Origin of the sequence: Rickettsia aeschlimannii (assembly GCF_047973405.1) — a bacterium.
In the GTDB taxonomy this organism is placed as follows: Bacteria; Pseudomonadota; Alphaproteobacteria; order Rickettsiales; family Rickettsiaceae; genus Rickettsia; species Rickettsia rickettsii.
Genome location: NZ_JBFQGO010000006.1, coordinates 83368 through 104904 on the forward strand (window position 1 = coordinate 83368; position 21537 = coordinate 104904).

Sequence of the window (21537 nt, forward strand, 5' to 3'; positions counted from 1 at the left end):
AACCGTAAAGTGCATAATTATCATCCTCTACTTCTTTAGCCGCTCTAATTAATAGTGAACCAGAGCCACAAGCCGGATCACAAAATTGTATTGCCGGATTCCGGAGCAGCAAACTTGGCAAGTGAAGCTGATACGGCAGCAGGAGTATAAAATTCTTCGGCTTTTGTGCCTGCATCTGAAGCAAAGCGTGATATTAGATAAATATAACATTCGCCTATAATATCTACACTGACTCTATCGGAACTTAAATCTAATTCCGGTTTGTTAAAATCTTCTAACAGCATTTTTAAACAACGATTTCGTTCTTTGATCTTACCTAAATTATATTCTGAGTTAAAATTAACACAAAATACTTCACCTAATTTAGCAGAGCTCTCCTTTTCTATTTGTTCTAAAGCTTCATTTATAAGTTCACCGATATTAGATACTTCTCGTTGTCCGAAAACATCATAAAAATTTGCACCTTGCGGTATTATAAATTGTTCTCATTTTAATTGTTGTTCGGCTCTTAAAGGTTCGTCTTTATATTTTTCTTCATATTTTTTTGCATGCACTTTCCAAACATCTGAAATATATTTAAAGAATAGCATTATATGTAATCTTTATAATTTGCTGCATCCATCACACCGCGAAAAGTATCACAAGCAGCCCAAGCAGCACTATTTATTTGATTTTGTTTTACCTGATCAAGCATATCTTTATTTGATTTATTTTATCTAGTGATAGATTATATAGGTTAAAAATTGCAAAGCAACCAATCTAGTTTTCATAAAAATAGATGGTAACAATTATTTTTCAACTATATGTTCGTTTATAGCTCAAAATTAATAATAAAATATTTAGTTATAAATAAAAACTTACTTAATCTGAAAAATTAGTTTATTTGCAGCATATGGAATTTTTAGAAAATTTAGAAAGGTTGGAAAGCCTGAAGATATTTGGTGGAGACAAAGGGGTTCAAACCTGCGACCTTCTGTGCGACAGGCAGATGGTCTATTTTTATATAATTCGAGAACTATCATAATTTCTTCTTATTTTCCCCCTGAAATCCTAATAGTTATAACGTTTTAATCAATTTTATTCAAATAGTCCTTGAATACTATTTTAGATTGCCTTATCTAGCAATTATTATTAAATTCCAAGTCAAATTTTAATTAAATAGAACATATTGGGAACATTATAATTTCGTCAATTGCTATGAATTTTTTTGCAATGATGTTAATTTATTAACTCATCTGTTTTTAGTTAGCAATGCCATAATATTTTTTAAAATTAGGACTTGCATATCCTTTTTAATCGAGTTATATCAGTCAACTTATGGTTAAATATAAAATTTAAATTAAAAAATAATTATGACTAAGGACTCATTTAATTTTACACATAGCACATAGCGAGCTTATTAAAATTACAATGCCCAAAGAAGGTCAAGTAAAATATAAAGACGATAAATTACAAGGCCTAGTATTAATAGCATCTTATGGCGGTAGTAAAACTTTTTATTATGGTAAAAAAATAAACGCTAGGTACAAATTAAAGTGGATAGGACGCTTTCCGAAATTATCAATTGCGGCAGCACGAAAGAAAGCTAAAGCTACTGAATTTAAAGAGGAAATTGCTAGCGATGACAACACAAGTAATTTATCGAAAGAAGAAGTAAAAGCTATATTAAACTTTAAAACACTATTCGACAAATATATAAGTTATTATGCACAATATAAAATAAAAAGATGGAAAGATATTATTGCCGATATGAATAGACAAGCAAGTCATTTGTACGAAAAACCAATAACAGATATCACAAAGGAAGATATACAGAAAATTTTTAATGATTTAACTAAGGTTAAAAAACTTAGAACTACAAACGTAGCAGTGGAAAGGTTTAAAAGAATATTTAATAAACTTGATTACATGGGGTTTTCTTGAAAAGAACCCTATATATGATTATAATATAACACTTAATGATGAAGAAGAACGAGTTAGATACTTATTAGAAAAAGAAATACAAGCTTTTTTTAAAAGCATTAAAAAATGCTACACCGTTAATGAGAGATTATGTTTGTATTTCTCTTTATACTGCCGCTAGGAAAGGAAATGTATTAACAACGACATGGAAAGATATTAATTGGGAAAAAAAGACTTGGGAAATTCCAAATACTAAAAATGGGAAACCGCATGTAATACCACTTATTGCCACCAGCTATAGATATATTAGAAAGAAGACAAAAAGAAGCCGACACAAAAGAAATAATTAGCGAGTGGGTATTTCCAAGTCCTAGAAAAAGTAAAACAGGTCATTTACAAGAACCTAAAAAAGCTTGGAATAAAATTATTAATAAAGCAAAAATAGAAAACTTGAGAATACACGATCTTCGTAGAACCTTAGCCAGCTGGATGGCAAGTAAAAATATTGATACAAATACAATAGAGGTAAAACTCTTGGTTATAAAAGTATTAAGTCTACTCTAATTTATGCAAGGCTTAATGTTAAGGCAGTAAGAACTCACATGGAACAAGCACTAGAAGGGAAAATACCGATTATTCAATAATGAATATTGTGGCATTTATATCGAATATAATGCTAAGGGTGCTATTACAGTAACTGTTAATTCATTTGATAAAGCTCACCAAGAAGTAAAATACGATAAGCCTAAAGAAGTTGTTTTAGAATTCATAATAAAGTCGACCAAACCGATTCTATCTAAAGAGGAAGAGCAACTTATATATATATTGCTATAACAAAAATTCCGTTTCAATTTAAACATAGTAATGCATTTATTTTATCATTCACTGGTAAAGATAAATTCCTAGTTATTGAGGTGATGTCTTTAAGATTCATTTTTTCAAGAAGTAATTCTGTTATGTCAGTATCACCATTACTAACAGCCCAATGTAATACAGTTTGACAATGCTTATCAACTGCATTTAAAAGTTGTGATAATTTATTTAAATCAGTGCTAAGAACGCTTAATAGTTTTGTAACTATATTTTTATTACCACTATGCACTTCTAAATGTAAAACAATATAGCTGTTGCTATCTTCAGCTGATTTGATAATATTTTCAAAATCCATTGCTTCAAGAAGTAATTTTGTTATATTTGTATTACCTTTGCTAATCGCTAAATGTAATGCAGTTTGACCACTTTCATCAACAGAGTTTACAAGTTGTAACAATTTTTCTGTGTCACTTAACAAGCTAAACAATTTTTGAACTATTATTAAATTACTATTTTGTACTGCTAAACGTAAAACAGTATATCTATTACTATTTTTAGTTGGTTTAATAATAGCATCATTATTCATATTCTCAAGAAGTAACCCAACTATTTCAATGTTTCCTATATCAATAGCCATATGTAAAAGAGTCTGCCTATCTTCATCACATATATCGGTAAATTCTGAAGCAGTACTCAGCACTGGCTTAACTTTTTCTATACTATTATCTTGTACGGCTAGGTGTAATAGATTTTCTTAATTTCTCTTTTTAAAATATACTACCTTATTTATCTTTTTGTTACTACTTGAAGTTTATTTAGATCTTGTAACAGTGGTTGAATTGCCGGTTGATTACAAAATGTTTCTACTTCAGTTAGCAATCTATCAAACTTCTGTAATTTTGCTAAAGTCGTAATACCTCCCTTTTGTGCAAGATTAGTATTACCTTTATATTTTGTTAATAAATTAATTGTTTCCTCTCTACAAGCAGCAGATGAATCTTGTAATTCACACATATTTATCTCATCATATGGTATTAAAATATTAACTGCTTTTTGATTTGATAAAGATTTTATACTATCCAATAGGGTTGCTATAATATTTAATACCTTTTTGTTGTTCTTCGTTTAATTTAAATACAATTTTAACTGCAACATCTGTGCAATCTCTTGAATTATTTGTTCCTCTTCCAACAGGTATTGTTGGATCAGATTTATAAAATTTTTGCTTATTACCGTGAATATTTTGTTCTATTTCTATGGTGAAAGTTGCGATTAGGCTAGGAAGTAGAGATGACCCAAGAAATTTAACAAAGTTTTCTAATGGATTACTAAAAATGAAATTATTTGGATCAATTAAAGTGACTATATTATTTTCTTTTTTCAATAAACATACAGTATGAATGCCAGCAGAAAAACCAGTAATATTATCTATTTGTATTTGCTGAGTACCTAGATCTCTTTTAAAAAAATCTACTAATACTACGTTATTTGGAAAATTACCTGGTCCAACAACCCCAATAATAGAGCTTGCAGGGCTTGTAAGCATTAATTCATGCAAGACATAAGTAAATATATCTTGTTCAATTTGGGTTAATCCTGAGATTGAGTTAGGTAATATATGACTGTTCAAACTTACAGGATCTGAAGGATCAAATTTTATTGCAAAACGTATAACATATAGATTTGAATATCCATTCTGCAGAATATGTTCTTGATATTCTTTAATAATAATAGGCTCTGTTCCTCCTACGGTTGCTGTTATCGGAGTATTAATTACTGCATTCATTGTTCTAGGAGTAATAGATGCAGATTCATATTGTGGCACTGGAGTAGAACCTGTAGGATGAGTTGGAAGCACTCCTCCTAAGCCTTGGTGATCTACGTAAAGTTTATACTCTCCATAACTTAATACAACTACTTTCGCATAAATATTGCTACAAAACGCTTCAAATACTTTTGAATCAATTTAAACCTATCAAATTTTTTGGAGTCTTTTCATTCTTTATTTCAATAATTTTATTATCTTCACTAATATACGCTGAAACTTTCTTAATTATCGGAGAATAAATAAGGTGGATTTTTTGTCCATTAATGGCGGTTAACTCCTTAATCAATGGATTTTCTTCAGAAGATGATAGATGATATATTATTAAGTGACATATGTGGAATCGAATTTATCTTATTTAAAGTATCCAATATATTAAAAGAATTGTTTTCTATATATAATTTTAATGTGGCGTCTTTTTGTTCAATTTGAGATTCAAAATCTAATATATTTTGTTACTCTTTTAGGTACATAATTAATTTAACTAAATAAAATATTAATTTATTTATCTTTAGTTAAAGTGAAATTATCTTGCTAAAATTTTATTTAGTCAAGATAAAAATTGAAAACTATATTATATAAATTAATTTTTAGATGCTAAAATGACACTCTATAACGATGATTAATAAAATAATTTTGTATTCTAACTTATTTAATATTCACCTCATTTTAGCCAAGTAGACGAAAGTATATAAGGTCTCTTCGTCGTTTTTAGTCATTATATAATAAGGCACTTTAAATATATACGCATTTGTTCTACTTGATCATTTATTTTAGCTTTTGCTGAAAAAATAAGTAACTTATGAATAATATTGTTTTCAATTCTATTTATTACAGTTGTTCGAGAATTATCGTTAGAATAGTTTAACACATCTTAAATAACTGGTTTAATTTCCAATCATTTTCAAGCTCTGGGTGTGTTAATAATCTTACTTCTTCTAGATGAAAATATTGTTTAACCTCTTCAAGTGCCAAATAGCTGCCACGGTTATTATTAAGAAGCTTGCACAAAAATATTTTATCTAAATAGGCAGGTATTATTTTTAAGCCCTTATTGATAATTTGCTGTTTATAAAAAGATATTTGTACCATTGTTAAATTACTGTAACCAACAGTGGTATAATATTTCTTATATTTCGATCTAAAAATGAATTTATATCTATTTGCTCTTTTAGTTACTAAATTTATTTATCATATATTTATCGTACCACTAATAGAGTAAAGTAAATTTTTTTGATAATGCCGTTGTCGGCACTACATCTCGGCTAACTACTTCAGCTTTACCTCCTAGCTCCTTATATGTTCCGGCATTATTAAAGCCAACGCTCATCTGCATACCAAACATCCGTGCTTGTATTAAGTCCTGCAAACTCTCAACTACTAAATTATTTGTAGTACTTACTCCCCTTGATACCTACATACCAAATCTTACAGAGTCAAGATTTTGTAAATTTTTCTTTAAGTCTACCAGCGATGTGCTTGCTACTAGCTTTCTTATATCGCCTGCTATCTGCATAGTCTGAGTACCTAGCTGGTATAAATTTAATGCCCGATCTAGAACATCAAGCCATTGCGTACCATTTTTATGTATTAAGTGATTGGCAAGCTTTGCCGTGTAGCTTAAATCTTCTTGCATGCCAATATGTATGCCAGCTTGCATTGTAGTAGATAGAGGATAATTATATAGAGGATTTAGCTGTCATTTGCCTATTATATCGACTTCGTCCTCTAAAAATAAGAAGCTATATGATATTTTAGGTCAACAAGCAGTAGATTAAGGATTGGACTTTCTTCTAAAGATTTGTTTACTAATTTAAAAATGGAGTATGATCTTTAAAAGGATTTCCAGTTTGATCAGAGCTATAAAAAAGCTTATAATTTTGTCCTATAAATAAATTTAATGCCTCTTTATCTATTGCTTTATATTATTTATCTGCAATCTCCTTTATTTCTTCTAGCATATAATTATTAGATAAAATTTTAACAAATTCTGTATGAGGTAGATTAGCTATTTTTGCTAACGTATTTATATCTTGGAAACTCATTTTATCTTGATAATGATTTGTAAAAGTATAATATTGCTCATTTTCATAGATAAAATTAACTTTAGCATTTTGCCCCAAAGTTATAGGCATAGAAGGACATTCTTCGTCTAGTATTCTAAGAGCAATGCCTTGATATATCTCTATTACAAGAGAATCATAGGTGTTAAACTCTGCAATTTTTATAGAAAAAATCCTCGTCTACAATCAATTTAAAAGGTCTGTTATTAGCATTTATTTCTAAAGCTCTATTAGTTATATTAAAATTAACACGTGCATTATTTATGTCTATACTATACCTAAGCCATTATAGTAATTCATAGTATCGGTGATACCTAAAAAAATATTACTATTAGTATCTAAACTAAAAGAGTGAGTAATATTATCACCTATAGTAAAGCCAACTATCAAGACCCACACTTGCTGCTCCCTTTGCATTTATATTTTTTGTTGTACTACTCATAGTCCTTATTTTTTTGTTAATTTATAAGAAAATAATATTAATAAGTCAATAAGTTGTATTTAATAATTTATTATTCTCTTCACTGCTATAATTTTACTGAGTTCTAGCAAAGCTTCGTGTATTTCTCTTTCTCAAGTAAATAGTAACCTAAGCTTTTGAGTATGTAGATTATTGTTTTTGCCTAGATTCTGCTATTGTAAATACTTCCCATAACCAATAGTAGGTACAGAATATTTTTTTAGCAAGACATGGAGTGAAAATTAAAACAAAAGGAACATTCAAAGTTTTTACTAAATTTCAAAAAGCCTTGAAATCCTTATCGGAAGTGGTGGAGGCAAAGGGGATCGAACCCTTGACCCTCTGCGTGCAAAGCAGATGCTCTACCCCTGAGCTATGCCCCCGATTATTTATTGGCGAGATTTTTGGAAGTGAAAATATTAAGATAAGCTTTTAACTAATCCCCAAGGTAATGGCTGACCATTGCTCCCTACGACTAAATCTCCGGAAGATTCATATTCGGCAGCTAGAAAAGACTTTTGAGCAGCAATAAGCTTGACCGGTTTGATTTTCTGACCGTTATGAAAATATTCTTTAGCCTGTTCCCTAGAAGTCGGGTTATTTTTGGAAGCTGTTTTTGCTTTAGACATATACTATTAACTTTTTCTTAAACTTGTGAAGAATATAAAACTTTTTCCTAAACTTGTCAATAACTACCGTGTCAATAAATAGGCATTGCCTAGAAAAAGTTGATAATTTGAAAAGTTTGCGTCATTGCGAGGAAAATTACAAAGTAATTGACGAAACAATCTAGTAAAATGCGTAGTATTTTTATTAACGCTCCTTACAGAGTCGCTCGCAATGACGATTTGGTATCCATGCAACAGGAGCCTACAACCGCTTACAATGAGGGTATCAACGATTTCTAGGCAATGCCTATAAATATGTTAAGATATCTCAAAACATCATTATTCTTCCGTTATTACTTCACTTTCACCGACGAATGCTATTTTAAATTCTACTATTTCTGATATCGTTTTTCCATCATATATACTAAACCCTACTCCTTTAAATTCTACTTTTGCGTTGATATCAGCACCATATGATACTAACAGCTTATATATTTCATCATCCTTAATATCTTTAGAAATACATCGAACGTTAAAGTGCTTACCGCTGCTTCATATAAAGGTGATCCTAGCCAAGCTCCATCGTTCCCGTTTATTGCAGCGCCTTTTGATATTAGATATTCTGCTACTTTATAATTTCCATGACATACGACTGAATTTCAAGGAGTATCCTTCAAAATATCACTACACATATTAACATTTGCTTTTTTTTCTTCAACCAACCATTTAGCAACTTTTAGTGCATTATTTGTAGATGCCGGAAGTAGTTCAGTAGTAGTAGATACTGCACGTAATTCATTTAAACTCCTTACTACGCCCACTTTATCAAGAAAAATAGACTCTTTTAAAACATTTTCAAAGCTACATTGTTTTACATAATGTTCTATATCTTGCACTACTCTATTTGACTTTAGCAACAGAGTTAAATTACCATTTAATAGTTCTTTTATCATATTCTACTTATTTATACTTTGTATTTCTTAAAGATGATAAAGATCTCATTGTCATTCCTGCAAAAGGCTTGCTTGGATACCCAAATCGTCATTGCGAGCAGCCAGCCGTAGGCTGCGTGGCAATCTTATGAAATAATAACAAACTCCTGAGATTGCTTCGTCAATTGCTATGCAATTTCCTCGCAATGACGATTAGGAAGTCATGCAGACAATACTGAAAACTCCTACTGATTAATTCTTGCCGTGTAGATTCTTTCGGTGATTTCTTTCAACTTTTCTACTCTATCGATTAAATAAAGCAGCTGTTCTTTTATAATTTTATAGTTTTTATCATATCTTGCGTCAACATAAGCTTTTTGAAGTAACTCAAAACATTCTTTTTGCTCAGGGGTTGCTATAAAATACTTGCAATAGCTCACTATTATAATTTTCTGCCATACTCCCTAATTGTTCTATATCATGCAATTTAGGTTTGTAATTGGAAAAAACTAACAAGATGCTACTGTAAAAACTCTCCGTAGCTTGATGAAGATAAAAAGCACTTTTGTTTAATTCGCCTCTTTCAAATGGATATTTGCAATCAATCAAAAACCCGCATCCACTTCTAAACCATTCTTCATAGTAATCTTTAGCAATTTCTTTCATCTCGCTCCAAGGAAAATCTTTAGCTTCGCTAAGTGTAAATTCCTTGCTATCATATAAAAGAATGCCTTCTTTTTTTATATCCGTATAAAAATAACGTCCTTTTTCTAACTGCCAGTTTACTTCATCTATTGATTCAGGAATTATTGATATTCGTGAGTCATATGGGATAATTTGAGGCTTTATTACTCCTGTCTTTTTTAATTTGGTATATATTGTACCTTTTAATCTTAAAGCAGTATATCCTTTATATTTACCTTTCTTCAGAATTATCAAAATATCGGTATCGCTATGGTAACCGTTAGGTAGATCACGCACCCAATCACCTCTTGCAAAAGAGCCATACAAGATAATCATAGCGATTTTATCTTGTGCAATATCTAGATTTGCTGCACTATAAAATTAAGACTAGCTTGGATTTTTAGAGAACGCTGAGGTAAAGTGGTTTTTATCTATTCATTTGCACCATGACAATATTTATATTTCTTGCCTGAACCGCACGGACATAGCTCATTACGAGATACCCTACCCCAACTAGTAGGATCGTCAGGGTTTCTATCTTTTGGGTCAATGCGTGATACGACTGGTTTAAGGTCAGTCTCAAGGCTACTTCCTGCGTTATATTTACTAAATGCCGGATCTTCCCGACTCTCACGCATATTTTTCTGAAGTTTTTTATACTCAAGCGAAACATCTTCTTTTTGAACATGTTTTAAGTCAATATGGAAATGGTATACGGTTTGAATAAATAATTCTTTTAAATTATTTAGCATCTGCTCGAATAAGTTAAATGCTTCTCTTTTATACTCACTAAGAGGGTCTTTTTGGGCATAAGCTCGAAGAGATATGCCTTGTCTTAAATGATCTAAGCTATATAAATGATCTTTCCAAACTTGATCAAGGGTAGTTAGTAAAATATATTTCACGGCATTATGCATTAACTCACTACTATAGGCTTCTTCTTTTGACTTATATATACCATGAGCCATTTGTATAACGGTCTTCGTGATTTCTTCTTCCGTTACATCATTTTTACTTACTACATTATGATCAAATTTTATAGAAAAAACACGATGTAATTCTACGCTTAAATTCTCTATATCCCAATCTTCTCTATAAGAGCCTACCGGCATGAAAGTTAATACTATCTTTTTGGCGAGTTCCTCAGTAGTACTATTTAAGAAACCGTAACTATCTTTAGATTTAATAATTTCAGTACGTTGCTCGTATATTATCTTACGTTGGTCATTCATTACATCATCAAAACGTAATAAATTTTTACGCATTTCGTAGTTATGTCCTTCCACTTTTTGCTGCGCTTTCTCAAGTGAACGACTAATCATCGGATGGTGGATAGCTTCTCCGTCTTTCAATCCAAGTGTTCTAAGGACTCCTGATATACGATCTGATGCAAAAATACGCATTAAATCGTCATCAAGCGATAGGAAAAACTTAGTTTTACCAGGATCACCTTGTCTACCTGATCTTCCTCTTAGCTGATTATCTATCCTACGGCTTTCATGCCTTTCCGTACCTATCACAAATAAGCCGCCTGCTTCAATAACCTGCTTCTTTTCTTCGGCAATTTGAGCTTTTATTTCAGCTATTTTAGCTTCATAATTATGTTCTTTATCCAGCTGTTCTATTAACATTTCAGGATTACCGCCAAGCATAATATCAGTACCGCGCCCTGCCATATTAGTTGCAATCGTTACTGCCTTAAACCTACCTGCTTGAGCAATAATAAAAGCTTCCTGCTCATGAAATTTGGCGTTTAATACTTTATGAGGGATTTTTTCTTTATTTAAAACGCTTGAAAGTTCTTCTGACTTTTCTATGCTTATCGTACCGACAAGTATAGGCTGTCCACGATCATAACAATCCTTAATTAGCTTTAAGATAGCATCATATTTTTCTTTTTTACTGCCGTAAATCTCGTCATCAAGGTCAAGCCTTGTAACTTTATTATGGGTTGGGACTGCGACCACATCGAGATTATATATATCTTTCAGTTCCGGTGCTTCGGTCATAGCCGTACCGGTCATACCCGATAATTTAGGATAATTACGAAAATAATTTTGGAAAGTAATAGATGCTAAAGTTTGGTTCTCATTTTGAATTTTCACATTTTCTTTTGCTTCTAATGCTTGATGTAATCCTTCCGAATATCTACGCCCTTCCATTACACGACCGGTAAACTCATCAATAATCATTACTTTACCTTCACGCACCAAATAATCTACATTAACAGTAAACATATTATGAGCTCTTAAGGCTTGGTTAACATAATGTACTAAATTTAAATTCTCAAAATCATATAAACCGGTATCCGGTTTTATAATATTTTCTTTACTTAAAAGCGATTCTATATGTGTAATGCCGGTTTCCGTTAAATTGATAGTTTTTAATTTTTCGTCTTTTTCAAAATCACTTGCATTAAGCAGACGTACTATTTTATCAATTTTACCGTATAATTCTGAATTATCATTAACCGGACCCGAGATAACGAGCGGAGTTCTTGCTTCATCTATCAAAATCGAATCAACCTCATCGATGATAGCAAAATTAAAAGGACGAAGTACCCGCTCCTGCAAGCTATATTTCATATTATCCCTTAAATAATCGAAACCGAGTTCATTATTTGTTACATGAGTAATATCGGCGTTATAGGCGGCTCGTTTTACCTCATCAGGCATACCGCCAACAATACATCCAACCGATAAACCTAAAAAATTGTAAATTTTACCCATGGAAGCAGAATCACGGCTTGCTAGATAATCATTTACGGTTACAACATGTACACCTTTTCCGGTTAAAGCATTTAAGTAAGCAGGAAGCGTTGCAACTAAGGTCTTACCCTCACCGGTACGCATTTCGGTAATCATGCCTCGATGTAATATCAGGCCGCCTATAAGCTGAACGTCAAAATGACGCATACCGCAAACTCTTCTAGCTGCTTCCCTAACTACCGCAAACGCCTCATATACTATATCGTCTAAAGTAGCTCCGTTTTTAAGCTTTTCTTTAAACTCCACAGTTTTATTCTTCACCCCCTCATCTGATAATTTTTGTATAGCAGGTTCAAGCGAGTTAATTTTTGTAATTTCGGAAAATAGTTTTTTTACAGTACGATCATTTGCAGTACCGAAAAGTTTTTTTAAAATAGAAAACATTAAAGTCCTTATGATATTTTTAGTATTTCAGTACTCAAATATAGGTATATTTTATAAAATTATCAAATATTATAATTTTACTTAAATGAATAATTTTTTATTGAAAGGCATTTTTTTACTACAAATATTTGTAAATATTATTAATAAATAAAATATTCTCAAATAGCTGTTGACGGTTATATATTATTTTTATAAAATTTAAGCTTATATTCAACACAATTATGAGTCATAAATGAAAAAATTATCTGTTATATTTTTATCAGTTAGCATGCTTTCCGGTATTGCTTTTGCTGATAAAGACAAGGTAGTTGCTACCTATAAAGGCGGCGAAGTAAAAGAATCGCAAATTATGAAAGAATTTAAGCCTCAGCTTAATCTTCAATCAGGCGAAACAATCAAAAATTTTGATGATTTTCCACCACAAGATCAGGAAAAATTAATAAAAATTTATGTTAATAATCTTTTGTTAAAAGAGGAAGTTGCTAAGTCAAATATTACTTCTTCTAAAGAATTCCAAGAAAAACTTGAAAATGCAAAAAATCAATTAGCTCAACAAGAATTACTAGCAAACTACATAAAATCTAACATTACAGATAAGATGTTTGATGACGAATATAATAAATATGTCGGTAATCTTAAAGGTAAAGAACAAATAAAAGTTGCTCATATTTTAGTTAAATCTCAAAAAGAAGCTAATGATATAAAAACCAAATTAAGCAAAGGCGGAAACTTTACTAAGCTTGCAGAAGAGTTATCTCTTGATAAAGCTTCAGCTTCAAACGGCGGCATTATCGGTTATATTCTACTAAATCAACCTGGGCAGTTAGTACCGGAATTTGAAAAGAAAGCTTTTGCTTTAAAAGTAAATGAAGTTTCAACTCCTGTAAAAACCGATTTCGGTTGGCATATTATCAAAGTGCTTGAGAAAAAACCTGTGCCTATTCCAACAAAAGAAGAAGCAAAAGTAACTATTGATAATATATTAGCTGCAGAAGTACTAAAGAAATATATTTCTGATTTAGAAGCTAAAGCTGATTTAAAAATCATGTTACCTAAAGCAGACAGTAAAGCCGGATCGTAATTTATATTTTGTCATTGCGAGAACAGGCATTCCCCGCATACCAAGTCGTCATTACGAGGGAAAGTGTAAGTTTTGACGAAGCAATCTCAGGAGTTTGTTATTACTGCATGAGATTGTCACGTCGCTTCGCTCCTCGCAATAACGGTTTGGGTATCCACGCAACAATGCCTCCGCGGAAATGACATAGGGTTCACACAGTAACACCTCTACCCAAGAATAACATTATAACTACTCTCAATCACAGCAAATGCTACGCATACAGGGTAATCATCAGCAAGAGAAAGGTAAATATTAAAAGGAGAGAGTTTGTTTGTATAGTTTGAGCTAACTTCTACTATAGGCTTACCTAAATCATTATTTAGTATAGTAATATCTTTAAAATTTATACCTTGACCTATACCGACTCCAAAGGCTTTACTAACGGCCTCTTTAGCAGCAAAACGCTTGGCTAAAAAAGCAGCATGGTTTATTTTCCCCAACAAAGCAAACTGTTTTAATTCCTTTGAAGTTAAAATTTTTTTAGCAAAAAGTTCCGGATATAAATGTAATATTTTTTCGATTCTAGGAATTTGTACTATATCAGTACCAACACCGATAAGCATTTACTTATCGGTTTCATAATCTTCGCCATTCTCATCAATAAAGATTTGATCATCTAAATCAGAATAATCTTCCCCGATATAAACTTCAGGTAAATACTCAAATTTTTCTTCTACATCTTCTGATTCATCTTGATTAACAAGCGGCTCTATCATAGTTTTTGTACGCAGACTATTTATTAAATCTTGTTCTAACTGAGCTACCGATACTTTTCCGGCAGCAATTCTACGTAATGAGATAACAGGAGGCTTATCACGCTTTTCTTTTTTGATTTGATTAGTTTCTACTTTATAATTTAATAATTTAGCATATCTTGTTGCTAGGACAACAAGCCGAAACCTATCCGGTATAATTTTACTACAATCTTCTGCTGTAATTCTTGCCATAATTTTTCTCCGTTAAAAATAGTATACTACAAATAAATAGGAAACGAGTATACGAAGATCAACTTCAAAAAGAGCAAGGGGTTCACAAGGCAAGGAACGCAGCGTATACTTAATACGTGAGTACCGCAGCTCTTGTAGAACGACGTAGCCAATTTTTGAAGTTGATCGAGTATATTATACCCTTTTTATATCTGCACCACAATTACTTAATTTTTTTTCTAAATCTTGGAAGCCACGATCTAAATGATATATTCGGTGTAATACGGTTTTGCTATTAGTACTAAGACCGGCGAGTATTAGCGATACCGAAGCTCTAAGATCACTTGCCATAACTTCTGCGCCTTTTAACATTTCTACACCTCGAACAACCGCCTTATTACCTCGTACTACTATATCTGCTCCCATTCTACATAATTCAGGTACATGCATGAAACGATTTTCAAAAATATTCTCGGTGATCATTGAAACACCGCTACTAAGCGTCATAAGGCTCATAAATTGTGCTTGCAAATCAGTAGCAAAGCCAGGATAGGGATTAGTTTCTAAATCAACTGAATTTAACTTCCCTTCATAAGTTACTTGAACTCCGTTATTGATCGGCACGACTTTTATACCCGTTTCGATAAGTTTTAAAGCTATATTTTCTACAATATGGTAATCAATCCCACAAATTTTTACATCACCTTTAGTAATAGCTGCCGCAAACATATAAGTACCGGCTTCAATACGATCAGAAAGTACTTTATAGCTCGCTTTATTTAAAGAATCCTTGCCTTTAATTGTTATTTCGCTAGTGCCGATACCTGAAATATCGGCTCCCATTGTGATAAGACAATTACATAAATCAACTATTTCCGGTTCTCGACCACAATTAAAAAGCACAGTTTTCCCCTCTGCTAAAACAGCTGCAAGTATTGCATTAATCGTAGCACCTACGGAAACTTTATCAAAAACAAAATGAGTACCTTTTAAGCGTCCTTTACTTGAAGCGTTAATATAACCGTCTTCTATTTCAATCGTAGCTTCCATAGCTTTTAATACAGCAATATGCAAATCTACTTGCCTTGCTCCAATAGCACACCCCCCCGGAAGCGATACTTTTGCTTTACCGTATTTGGTAAGCAAAGGACCAAGCACCCAAATCGATGCTCTCATTTTACGGACTATTTCATAATCTGCAGTAAAGTTATTTATATTTTCGGTATTAATTATAAGCTCAAATTTATTTTGATGTTCTATTATTTCAATATCTGCCCCGTGACTTCGGAGCAAATCTTTCATAGTACTAACATCTGTTAACTTTGGAACATTAGTAATATGCAGTTTATCGGTAAGAATAGACGCTGCCATAATAGGTAGCACGGCATTTTTAGCACCGCTAATATTAATACTACCTTTAAGAGGTTTACCACCGTGAATAATTAATTTGTGCATAAATTATTTTGATAAAATTGTAACATCATTGCGAGGAGAAACTGATTAAATTGTCATCCCGCGACTTGATCGCGTGATCCAGTTAAAAATACTAATATTATTAATATTTTTAGTTATTTTCTGGATACTGTGGTCAAGCCACGGTATGACACCGATTATACTACACATCCAAATTCACGACATTCAACGCATTTGCTTGGATAAATAACCTGCGAGGTTCAACAACGTCACCCATTAAAGTAGAGAAAATGCCTTCTGCTTCATCAATTTCTGCAACTCTTACCTGAAGCAAAGTTCTTTTTGTAGGGTCAAGAGTAGTTTCCCATAGCTGGTCGGAATTCATCTCACCAAGACCCTTAAAACGCTGAATATTTATACCTCTTTTCCCGCATTCTATAATGGTATTTAACAACTGACTCGGTGTTAAAATATCGAATTCCTGACTTTTCACTATAAGCTTTAATTGCTTACTAAATATATCAAAAATCGTTAAAGCAAACTTTGATATTTGTACAAACTCAAATGATTCTAACTGCTCTTTCAATAATATTTTACTTTCTTTTAAACCCCTACTAAAGCGGAAGAACTCTATTTTATTTTCATGTTTTAAAACTTCCCAATTAGTCTTATCAGGCGAATCTTCTAAGCTATCTAAAACATCTAAAGCTTTTTTAAGTCTTAAACCACTTTCAGGCTCAAATACTTTGTTATTAAGTAAGTCATTAATCGCAAGAATTTCGGTAATTGAGCTATTAAATTTTTTGCTAGCATGGTCAAGCAAGCCGTTAAACTTAACTACTTTATTAATTAGCTCTTCTAAATTATCACCCACTAACTGCTCTTTACCGTCTAGAATTAAGGTTGCATCATTAATAGTTGATTTGATCAAATAATATTGCAGCGCTTGCTCATTCTTTAAATAAAGCTCGGCTGCTCCTTTCTTTACTTTATAAAGCGGTGGTTGAGCTATATATAGATAGCCTTTATTTATTAGCTCAGGCATATGACGATAGAAAAACGTGAGTAATAAAGTTCTAATGTGCGAGCCGTCAACATCAGCATCGGTCATAATAATAACTTTATGGTATCTAAGCTTTTCTAAGGAAAATTCTTGTTCAACACTAATTCCAAGAGCTGTGATTAACGTACCGATTTGGTCCGAACCGAGCATTTTATCAAATCTTGCACGTTCAACGTTCAAAATTTTACCACGCAAAGGCAATATAGCCTGAATTTTGCTATCCCTACCCTGCTTTGCAGTACCGCCCGCAGAGTCCCCCTCAACAATAAACAATTCTGAAATAGCAGGATCTTTTGCATGGCAATCTGCAAGTTTACCTGGTAAATTCGAGACTTCTAAAGCTGATTTTCTTCGAGTCAGTTCCCTTGCTTTTCTAGCAGCTTCACGAGCATTCGCAGCTTCCATAATCTTAGCTATAATTGCCTTAGCTTCTGCTGGATGCTCTTCAAACCATTCAAGAACCTTTGTATAAACGGCATTCTCAACAACCGGTCGTACTTCGGAACTTACTAGCTTATCTTTTGTTTGAGAAGAAAATTTAGGATCAGGAACTTTAACGGAAAGCACACAACATAGCCCTTCCCTAGTATCTTCACCGCTAAAGTCATTTTTAGCTTTTTTATTAAGACCCGTAGTATCAAGATACGAGGTAATAACACGTGTTATCGCTGATTTGAAAGCACTAAGATGAGTTCCGCCATCACGCTGCCTAATATTATTAGTAAAGCATAAAATATTTTCATGATAAGAATCGTTCCAATGCATCGCAAGCTCAAAGCTCATACCGGACTCAGCATTCTCCGTATTAACTACTATACATGGATGGATAGCGTGCTTCGCTCTGTCTATATATTTTACATAAGCTTCTATACCGCCCGTATAATAAAACTCTACTTTTTTAACTTCTTCAAAGCGATTATCGACGAGTAAAATCTTTACGCCTGAATTTAAAAAAGCAAGCTCACGAAGACGATGCTCTATAGTGCCGAAATCAAATTCTATACTAGTAAACGTTTCTACAGACGGAAAAAAAGTAACTTCCGTACCTTTTTTATCAATATTTTCTTTGACAACCGCAAGCGGAGCTTCCGTTATACCGTTATTAAATCTAATCAAATATTCCTTATTATTACGCCAAATACGCAGCTCAAGCCATTCAGAGAGAGCATTTACAACCGATACACCGACACCGTGTAGACCGCCTGCAACCTTATAAGCGTTCTGGTCAAACTTACCGCCGGCGTGAAGTTGCGTCATAATAACTTCAGCTGCCGATATTCCTTCTTCTTCATGAATTTCAACGGGTATACCTCGCCCGTTATCGGATACGGTTACTGAACCGTTTTTATTTAATGTTACTCGTACTAGATCGCAATAACCGGCAAGCGACTCGTCGATAGCGTTGTCGACTACTTCATAAATCATATGATGTAGACCCGACCCGTCCCCAACATCCCCGATATACATTCCCGGTCTTTTTCTTACGGCTTCAAGACCTTTTAAAACCTTTATGGAATCAGCACTGTATGATGATTCGTTAAATTTTTCTTCAATTTCCGACATATTATATATTTGGCTCTATTACTTGTTGCTAGAAACAATAAAAATGACTATAACGTAACTTATTAAAATAGTAAAGTTTCGTGATTTAAAATTAGCGAGATAACAAAATAAAGATTGATAATTTAAAAAATTTACGTCATTGCAAGAAAATTACAAAGTAATTGTACGTCCGCAATCTTAGGATATTTGCGGGATTGCCATGCAGCCTATGGCTGCTCGCAATGATGATATCAATTGATTCTAGTCAATACCAAATTAGTGAGATAACAATGAATATATTAAAGTTAAAAAATATTTTCGACGTAATTAATGATTATGACGTGTTTTTATTCGATCTTTGGGGGGTAATAATTGAAGGGGGGCGTACCTATCCGGGCGTCGTACAAAATATCAATAAGATTATCGAACGAAAAAAAGTATATTTTGTCACTAATGCTCCACGAAATATTTTTTCACTGCATCAAACAATTAAATCTTGGGGATTAAATGCAGAACCGGAAATGATCATTAGCTCAGGCGAAATAGCAATAGAAATGATACTAGAAAGTAAAGAACGGTTCGGTATAGAAAAACCAGTAATATATCATTTAGGACATTTAGAAAATGATATAATAAACAAAATTCAATGTCCTATCACTGATAATATTAACAAAGCTAATATTTTCTTAATGACTATTTACAGAGACGAAAACAAAAATTTAGATTTAAACGAATTCGATGAATTATTTAAAATTGTTGTACAACGTAAAATGGTCAATATTTGTGCTAATCCTGACCTTGGAATAAATCAGCACGGTATTTATAGATATTGTAGCGGCTATTATGCCGAAAAAATAAAGCAGCTTGGCGGAAAAGTAATTTATAGCGGTAAGCCATATGAAGAAATATATAGCAAAATTTTAAAAGAATGTCATAATACCCCTAAGAATCGCATGTTAATGATTGGGGACACTGTTTACACCGATATACTTGCAGCAAATCGCCTTGGTATAGACTCTGCCCTAGTGTTAACCGGAAATTCTAGAGAATATCACATCGATTTTGATAATATTGATGAAAAACTAGATAGTTTAATGAAAGCTGCTGTTAAGCAATCGATTACACCTAGTTTTGTTGTTGATTTATCTTGAATAGCTTTGCCGTCATTGCGAACAACTAAAGGTGTTGTCGCATGGCTAGCCTATGTCATTCCCGCGGAAGCGGGAATGACATAGAAAGGCGGAAATGACATCAAAAGAACTCTATTGATATTTTACTCATAATCTGCTATAGAGTAAAACTTAAGCGGTCGTGGCGAAATTGGTAGACGCGCAGCATTGAGGGTGCTGTTCTGTAAAAAGATTGGAAGTTCAAGTCTTCTCGACCGCACCATTCGCCGGTTTTTCACAAAGTCAAATTTTTGTCTGTTTCGACACTTCAGATTTTATATTTACTCCTAAGTTCTTCTTGTTAGCAAATGTTTGTGCTAATTGTATACTCCTGATAAATGAAAAGGAGTTGAAATAAAAACTATTGCTTATTTGTACTCTGTGATTTATATTGATTAGCAAATTGTACACAATTCTGTGCCAAGCCTAGCTAACCAGATTTAAATAATTATAATAAGTCTATAATAAACTATTAGGTCAATAGGCTATGCCTAATTTTAATGTATTTAAAAGCATCTTACCAGATCATCACGATCAATTTGCTGAAATTTTTGATCAAATTAACGATCTGATCGAAGATCACAATTATGATGCTGCTGCAAGCAGGCTGACCAAACTTCATTATGCCGATTTAGCAGATTTCTTAGATAATCTTAACAATAAAACATATAAAATAATTATTCCTTTATTACAGGATAAAATTAAGCCTGAAACTTTAGTATCATTAAATGCTTATAGTAAACCTTTAATAATAGAAACTTTAGGCATAAAAAAATCTGCAGAATTAATCAATAAGCTAGTTATAGAAGATGCTATTGAAGTAGTAATCGATCTAGACGATGATATAAAAGACCTTATCCTAAGTAACCTCACTAAAGAAAAAAAACACCAAATTACCGTAGGTTGTACATATCCTGAAAATACGGTAGGTAGGGTAATTGAGCGAGATTTTATTAATCTTCAAGAAGGATGGACGGTCGAGGAATCATTAAATTTTATCAAGAACGTAAAGAATGACTTTTATGCGGCAATCGTTACGGATAATAAATTACGCCCTATCGGTATTATTTCTCTTAGCACGCTAATTAAAGGCAAAAAAAATGAATTGATAAAAGATTTGATGAGCAAAGATTTTAAGCTTGCAGATGCTTTTACCGACTTAAATGAACTAAGCTTCATTTTTAGACAATATGCTTTAACTATTGTACCGGTAGTAAATAAAAGCGGTAAGTTAGTAGGTAGCGTATCAATCGATAATATAATTTATATTATCGAAGAACAAGCTGGAAAAGATATATTATCATTAAGTGGGGTACACACTCAAGATACTTTCTTCAATGTATTTTATACCGTTAAACATCGTTTTCCTTGGCTCTTTGTTAATCTAATCACTGCCTGCATGACTTCACTTATCATTAACCATTTTAACGATACTATTGCAAAACTTGTAACGCTTGCAGCCACTATGCCTATTGTAGCTTCAATGGGCGGAAATGCCGGAACACAAGCCATGACCGTTACGGTTAGAGCCCTTGCTAATAAAGATATTCATTATAATAATGTCAATAAAGTTATATTAAAAGAAATAGCCGTATCGGCTTTTAATGGTTTTGTACTTGCAATTATCGGAGCAGGACTTAGCTTTGTGATGTTGCTTGACTTAAATCTTAGCGTTATTTTTGCTATTGCAGTTATTTTAAATTTTTTAGTAGCCGGATTATTCGGCTCTGCTATTCCTATAATACTGCATTATTTTGATATAGATCCCGCTACAGGCTCCGGTGTATTTCTAACAACCATAACCGATGCTCTAGGTTTCCTAACTTTCTTAAGCCTTGCTCATATTTTTTTAGTGTAAAATCTGG

The 21537-nt window shown here is 32.5% G+C and carries 25 protein-coding genes and 2 tRNA genes; 7 read left to right on the plus strand and 20 right to left on the minus strand.

Features of this window, described 5'->3' with window-relative positions:
• Positions 1 to 77 precede the first annotated feature (77 nt).
• The gene (locus AB4K15_RS05820) at positions 78 to 284 is read right to left on the minus strand and encodes an N-6 DNA methylase (protein ID WP_500224983.1); all 207 of its coding nucleotides are present in this window, start codon (positions 282 to 284) and stop codon (positions 78 to 80) included.
• Between the two features lie 1126 nt (positions 285 to 1410).
• Here AB4K15_RS05820 and AB4K15_RS05825 point away from each other — a divergent pair.
• From AB4K15_RS05825 to AB4K15_RS05835, 3 genes are all read left to right on the plus strand, one after another.
• Positions 1411 to 1923: an integrase arm-type DNA-binding domain-containing protein gene (locus AB4K15_RS05825; protein WP_500224984.1), complete on the plus strand. Its 513-nt coding sequence runs from the start codon at positions 1411 to 1413 to the stop codon at positions 1921 to 1923.
• 119 nt (positions 1924 to 2042) lie between these two features.
• Complete coding sequence (locus tag AB4K15_RS05830) at positions 2043 to 2252, plus strand: tyrosine-type recombinase/integrase (RefSeq protein WP_084698695.1); 210 nt, start codon at positions 2043 to 2045, stop codon at positions 2250 to 2252.
• Positions 2188 to 2466: a tyrosine-type recombinase/integrase gene (locus AB4K15_RS05835; RefSeq protein WP_500224987.1), complete on the plus strand. Its 279-nt coding sequence runs from the start codon at positions 2188 to 2190 to the stop codon at positions 2464 to 2466. The genes AB4K15_RS05830 and AB4K15_RS05835 overlap by 65 nt, the downstream gene beginning before the upstream one ends.
• Positions 2467 to 2749: 283 nt before the next feature.
• On the opposite strand, the gene AB4K15_RS05840 is transcribed toward AB4K15_RS05835, so the two are convergent.
• The 15 genes from AB4K15_RS05840 to secA all read right to left on the minus strand — a co-directional run bounded on the left by AB4K15_RS05840 (position 2750) and on the right by secA (position 12439).
• On the minus strand, positions 2750 to 3415 hold the full coding sequence (locus AB4K15_RS05840) for an ankyrin repeat domain-containing protein (RefSeq protein ID WP_500224989.1): 666 nt from the start codon (positions 3413 to 3415) through the stop codon (positions 2750 to 2752).
• An 86-nt stretch (positions 3416 to 3501) separates the two neighbouring features.
• The gene (locus AB4K15_RS05845; RefSeq protein ID WP_500224992.1) at positions 3502 to 3798 is read right to left on the minus strand and encodes a hypothetical protein; all 297 of its coding nucleotides are present in this window, start codon (positions 3796 to 3798) and stop codon (positions 3502 to 3504) included.
• Positions 3791 to 4573: a hypothetical protein gene (locus AB4K15_RS05850; RefSeq protein ID WP_500224994.1), complete on the minus strand. Its 783-nt coding sequence runs from the start codon at positions 4571 to 4573 to the stop codon at positions 3791 to 3793. Before AB4K15_RS05850 ends, AB4K15_RS05845 begins: the two co-directional genes overlap by 8 nt.
• Positions 4574 to 5404: 831 nt before the next feature.
• Entirely contained in the window at positions 5405 to 5632 is a 228-nt protein-coding gene (locus AB4K15_RS05855; RefSeq protein WP_053081801.1) for a hypothetical protein, read from the minus strand.
• Between the two features lie 118 nt (positions 5633 to 5750).
• Positions 5751 to 5909: a hypothetical protein gene (locus tag AB4K15_RS05860; RefSeq protein WP_500224998.1), complete on the minus strand. Its 159-nt coding sequence runs from the start codon at positions 5907 to 5909 to the stop codon at positions 5751 to 5753.
• A gap of 45 nt (positions 5910 to 5954) precedes the next feature.
• Positions 5955 to 6176, minus strand: coding sequence for a hypothetical protein (locus AB4K15_RS05865; RefSeq protein ID WP_500225742.1), 222 nt, complete (start codon positions 6174 to 6176; stop codon positions 5955 to 5957).
• A gap of 289 nt (positions 6177 to 6465) precedes the next feature.
• Complete coding sequence (locus tag AB4K15_RS05870; RefSeq protein WP_500225053.1) at positions 6466 to 6675, minus strand: hypothetical protein; 210 nt, start codon at positions 6673 to 6675, stop codon at positions 6466 to 6468.
• 195 nt (positions 6676 to 6870) lie between these two features.
• A complete protein-coding gene (locus AB4K15_RS05875) occupies positions 6871 to 7020 on the minus strand; it encodes a hypothetical protein (protein ID WP_500225752.1) in 150 nt (49 codons plus the stop codon).
• Between the two features lie 351 nt (positions 7021 to 7371).
• Positions 7372 to 7446: transfer RNA gene (locus tag AB4K15_RS05880), tRNA-Ala, on the minus strand.
• Between the two features lie 36 nt (positions 7447 to 7482).
• Positions 7483 to 7692, minus strand: a complete 210-nt coding sequence (locus AB4K15_RS05885) for a hypothetical protein (RefSeq protein ID WP_004998070.1) — start codon at positions 7690 to 7692, stop codon at positions 7483 to 7485.
• A gap of 318 nt (positions 7693 to 8010) precedes the next feature.
• Positions 8011 to 8193 (minus strand): hypothetical protein, encoded by a 183-nt coding sequence (locus AB4K15_RS05890; protein WP_084698708.1) that lies wholly within the window; start codon positions 8191 to 8193, stop codon positions 8011 to 8013.
• A 137-nt stretch (positions 8194 to 8330) separates the two neighbouring features.
• Positions 8331 to 8624, minus strand: coding sequence for a hypothetical protein (locus tag AB4K15_RS05895; RefSeq protein WP_500225000.1), 294 nt, complete (start codon positions 8622 to 8624; stop codon positions 8331 to 8333).
• 224 nt (positions 8625 to 8848) lie between these two features.
• Positions 8849 to 9043: a nucleotidyltransferase gene (locus AB4K15_RS05900; protein ID WP_084698694.1), complete on the minus strand. Its 195-nt coding sequence runs from the start codon at positions 9041 to 9043 to the stop codon at positions 8849 to 8851.
• Positions 9009 to 9623, minus strand: coding sequence for a nucleotidyltransferase (locus AB4K15_RS05905; protein ID WP_500225002.1), 615 nt, complete (start codon positions 9621 to 9623; stop codon positions 9009 to 9011). Before AB4K15_RS05905 ends, AB4K15_RS05900 begins: the two co-directional genes overlap by 35 nt.
• 95 nt (positions 9624 to 9718) lie before the next feature.
• Positions 9719 to 12439, minus strand: a complete 2721-nt coding sequence (gene secA, locus AB4K15_RS05910; protein WP_500225003.1) for a preprotein translocase subunit SecA — start codon at positions 12437 to 12439, stop codon at positions 9719 to 9721.
• 232 nt (positions 12440 to 12671) lie between these two features.
• Here secA and AB4K15_RS05915 point away from each other — a divergent pair, with 232 nt between their 5' ends.
• Positions 12672 to 13520: a peptidylprolyl isomerase gene (locus AB4K15_RS05915; RefSeq protein ID WP_032073364.1), complete on the plus strand. Its 849-nt coding sequence runs from the start codon at positions 12672 to 12674 to the stop codon at positions 13518 to 13520.
• A 206-nt stretch (positions 13521 to 13726) separates the two neighbouring features.
• Here the strand turns inward: AB4K15_RS05915 and acpS are convergent, their stop codons facing one another.
• The 4 genes from acpS to gyrB all read right to left on the minus strand — a co-directional run bounded on the left by acpS (position 13727) and on the right by gyrB (position 18524).
• On the minus strand, positions 13727 to 14122 hold the full coding sequence (gene acpS, locus AB4K15_RS05920) for a holo-ACP synthase (protein ID WP_032073363.1): 396 nt from the start codon (positions 14120 to 14122) through the stop codon (positions 13727 to 13729).
• Positions 14123 to 14506, minus strand: a complete 384-nt coding sequence (gene rpoZ / locus AB4K15_RS05925) for a DNA-directed RNA polymerase subunit omega (protein WP_032073362.1) — start codon at positions 14504 to 14506, stop codon at positions 14123 to 14125.
• Between the two features lie 174 nt (positions 14507 to 14680).
• A complete protein-coding gene (murA, locus tag AB4K15_RS05930) occupies positions 14681 to 15940 on the minus strand; it encodes a UDP-N-acetylglucosamine 1-carboxyvinyltransferase (protein WP_032073361.1) in 1260 nt (419 codons plus the stop codon).
• 160 nt (positions 15941 to 16100) lie between these two features.
• The gene (gyrB, locus tag AB4K15_RS05935) at positions 16101 to 18524 is read right to left on the minus strand and encodes a DNA topoisomerase (ATP-hydrolyzing) subunit B (RefSeq protein ID WP_032073360.1); all 2424 of its coding nucleotides are present in this window, start codon (positions 18522 to 18524) and stop codon (positions 16101 to 16103) included.
• 269 nt (positions 18525 to 18793) lie between these two features.
• On the opposite strand from gyrB, the gene AB4K15_RS05940 reads away from it, so the two are divergent.
• The 3 genes from AB4K15_RS05940 (at position 18794) to mgtE (ending at position 21530) form a co-directional block, all read left to right on the plus strand.
• Positions 18794 to 19654 carry a TIGR01459 family HAD-type hydrolase gene (locus AB4K15_RS05940; RefSeq protein WP_032073426.1) on the plus strand — a complete coding sequence of 287 codons (861 nt, stop codon included), beginning with the start codon at positions 18794 to 18796 and terminating at the stop codon, positions 19652 to 19654.
• A 154-nt stretch (positions 19655 to 19808) separates the two neighbouring features.
• Positions 19809 to 19895 (plus strand) — tRNA-Leu (locus AB4K15_RS05945).
• A gap of 264 nt (positions 19896 to 20159) precedes the next feature.
• On the plus strand, positions 20160 to 21530 hold the full coding sequence (gene mgtE, locus AB4K15_RS05950; protein ID WP_032073359.1) for a magnesium transporter: 1371 nt from the start codon (positions 20160 to 20162) through the stop codon (positions 21528 to 21530).
• Positions 21531 to 21537 lie beyond the last annotated feature (7 nt).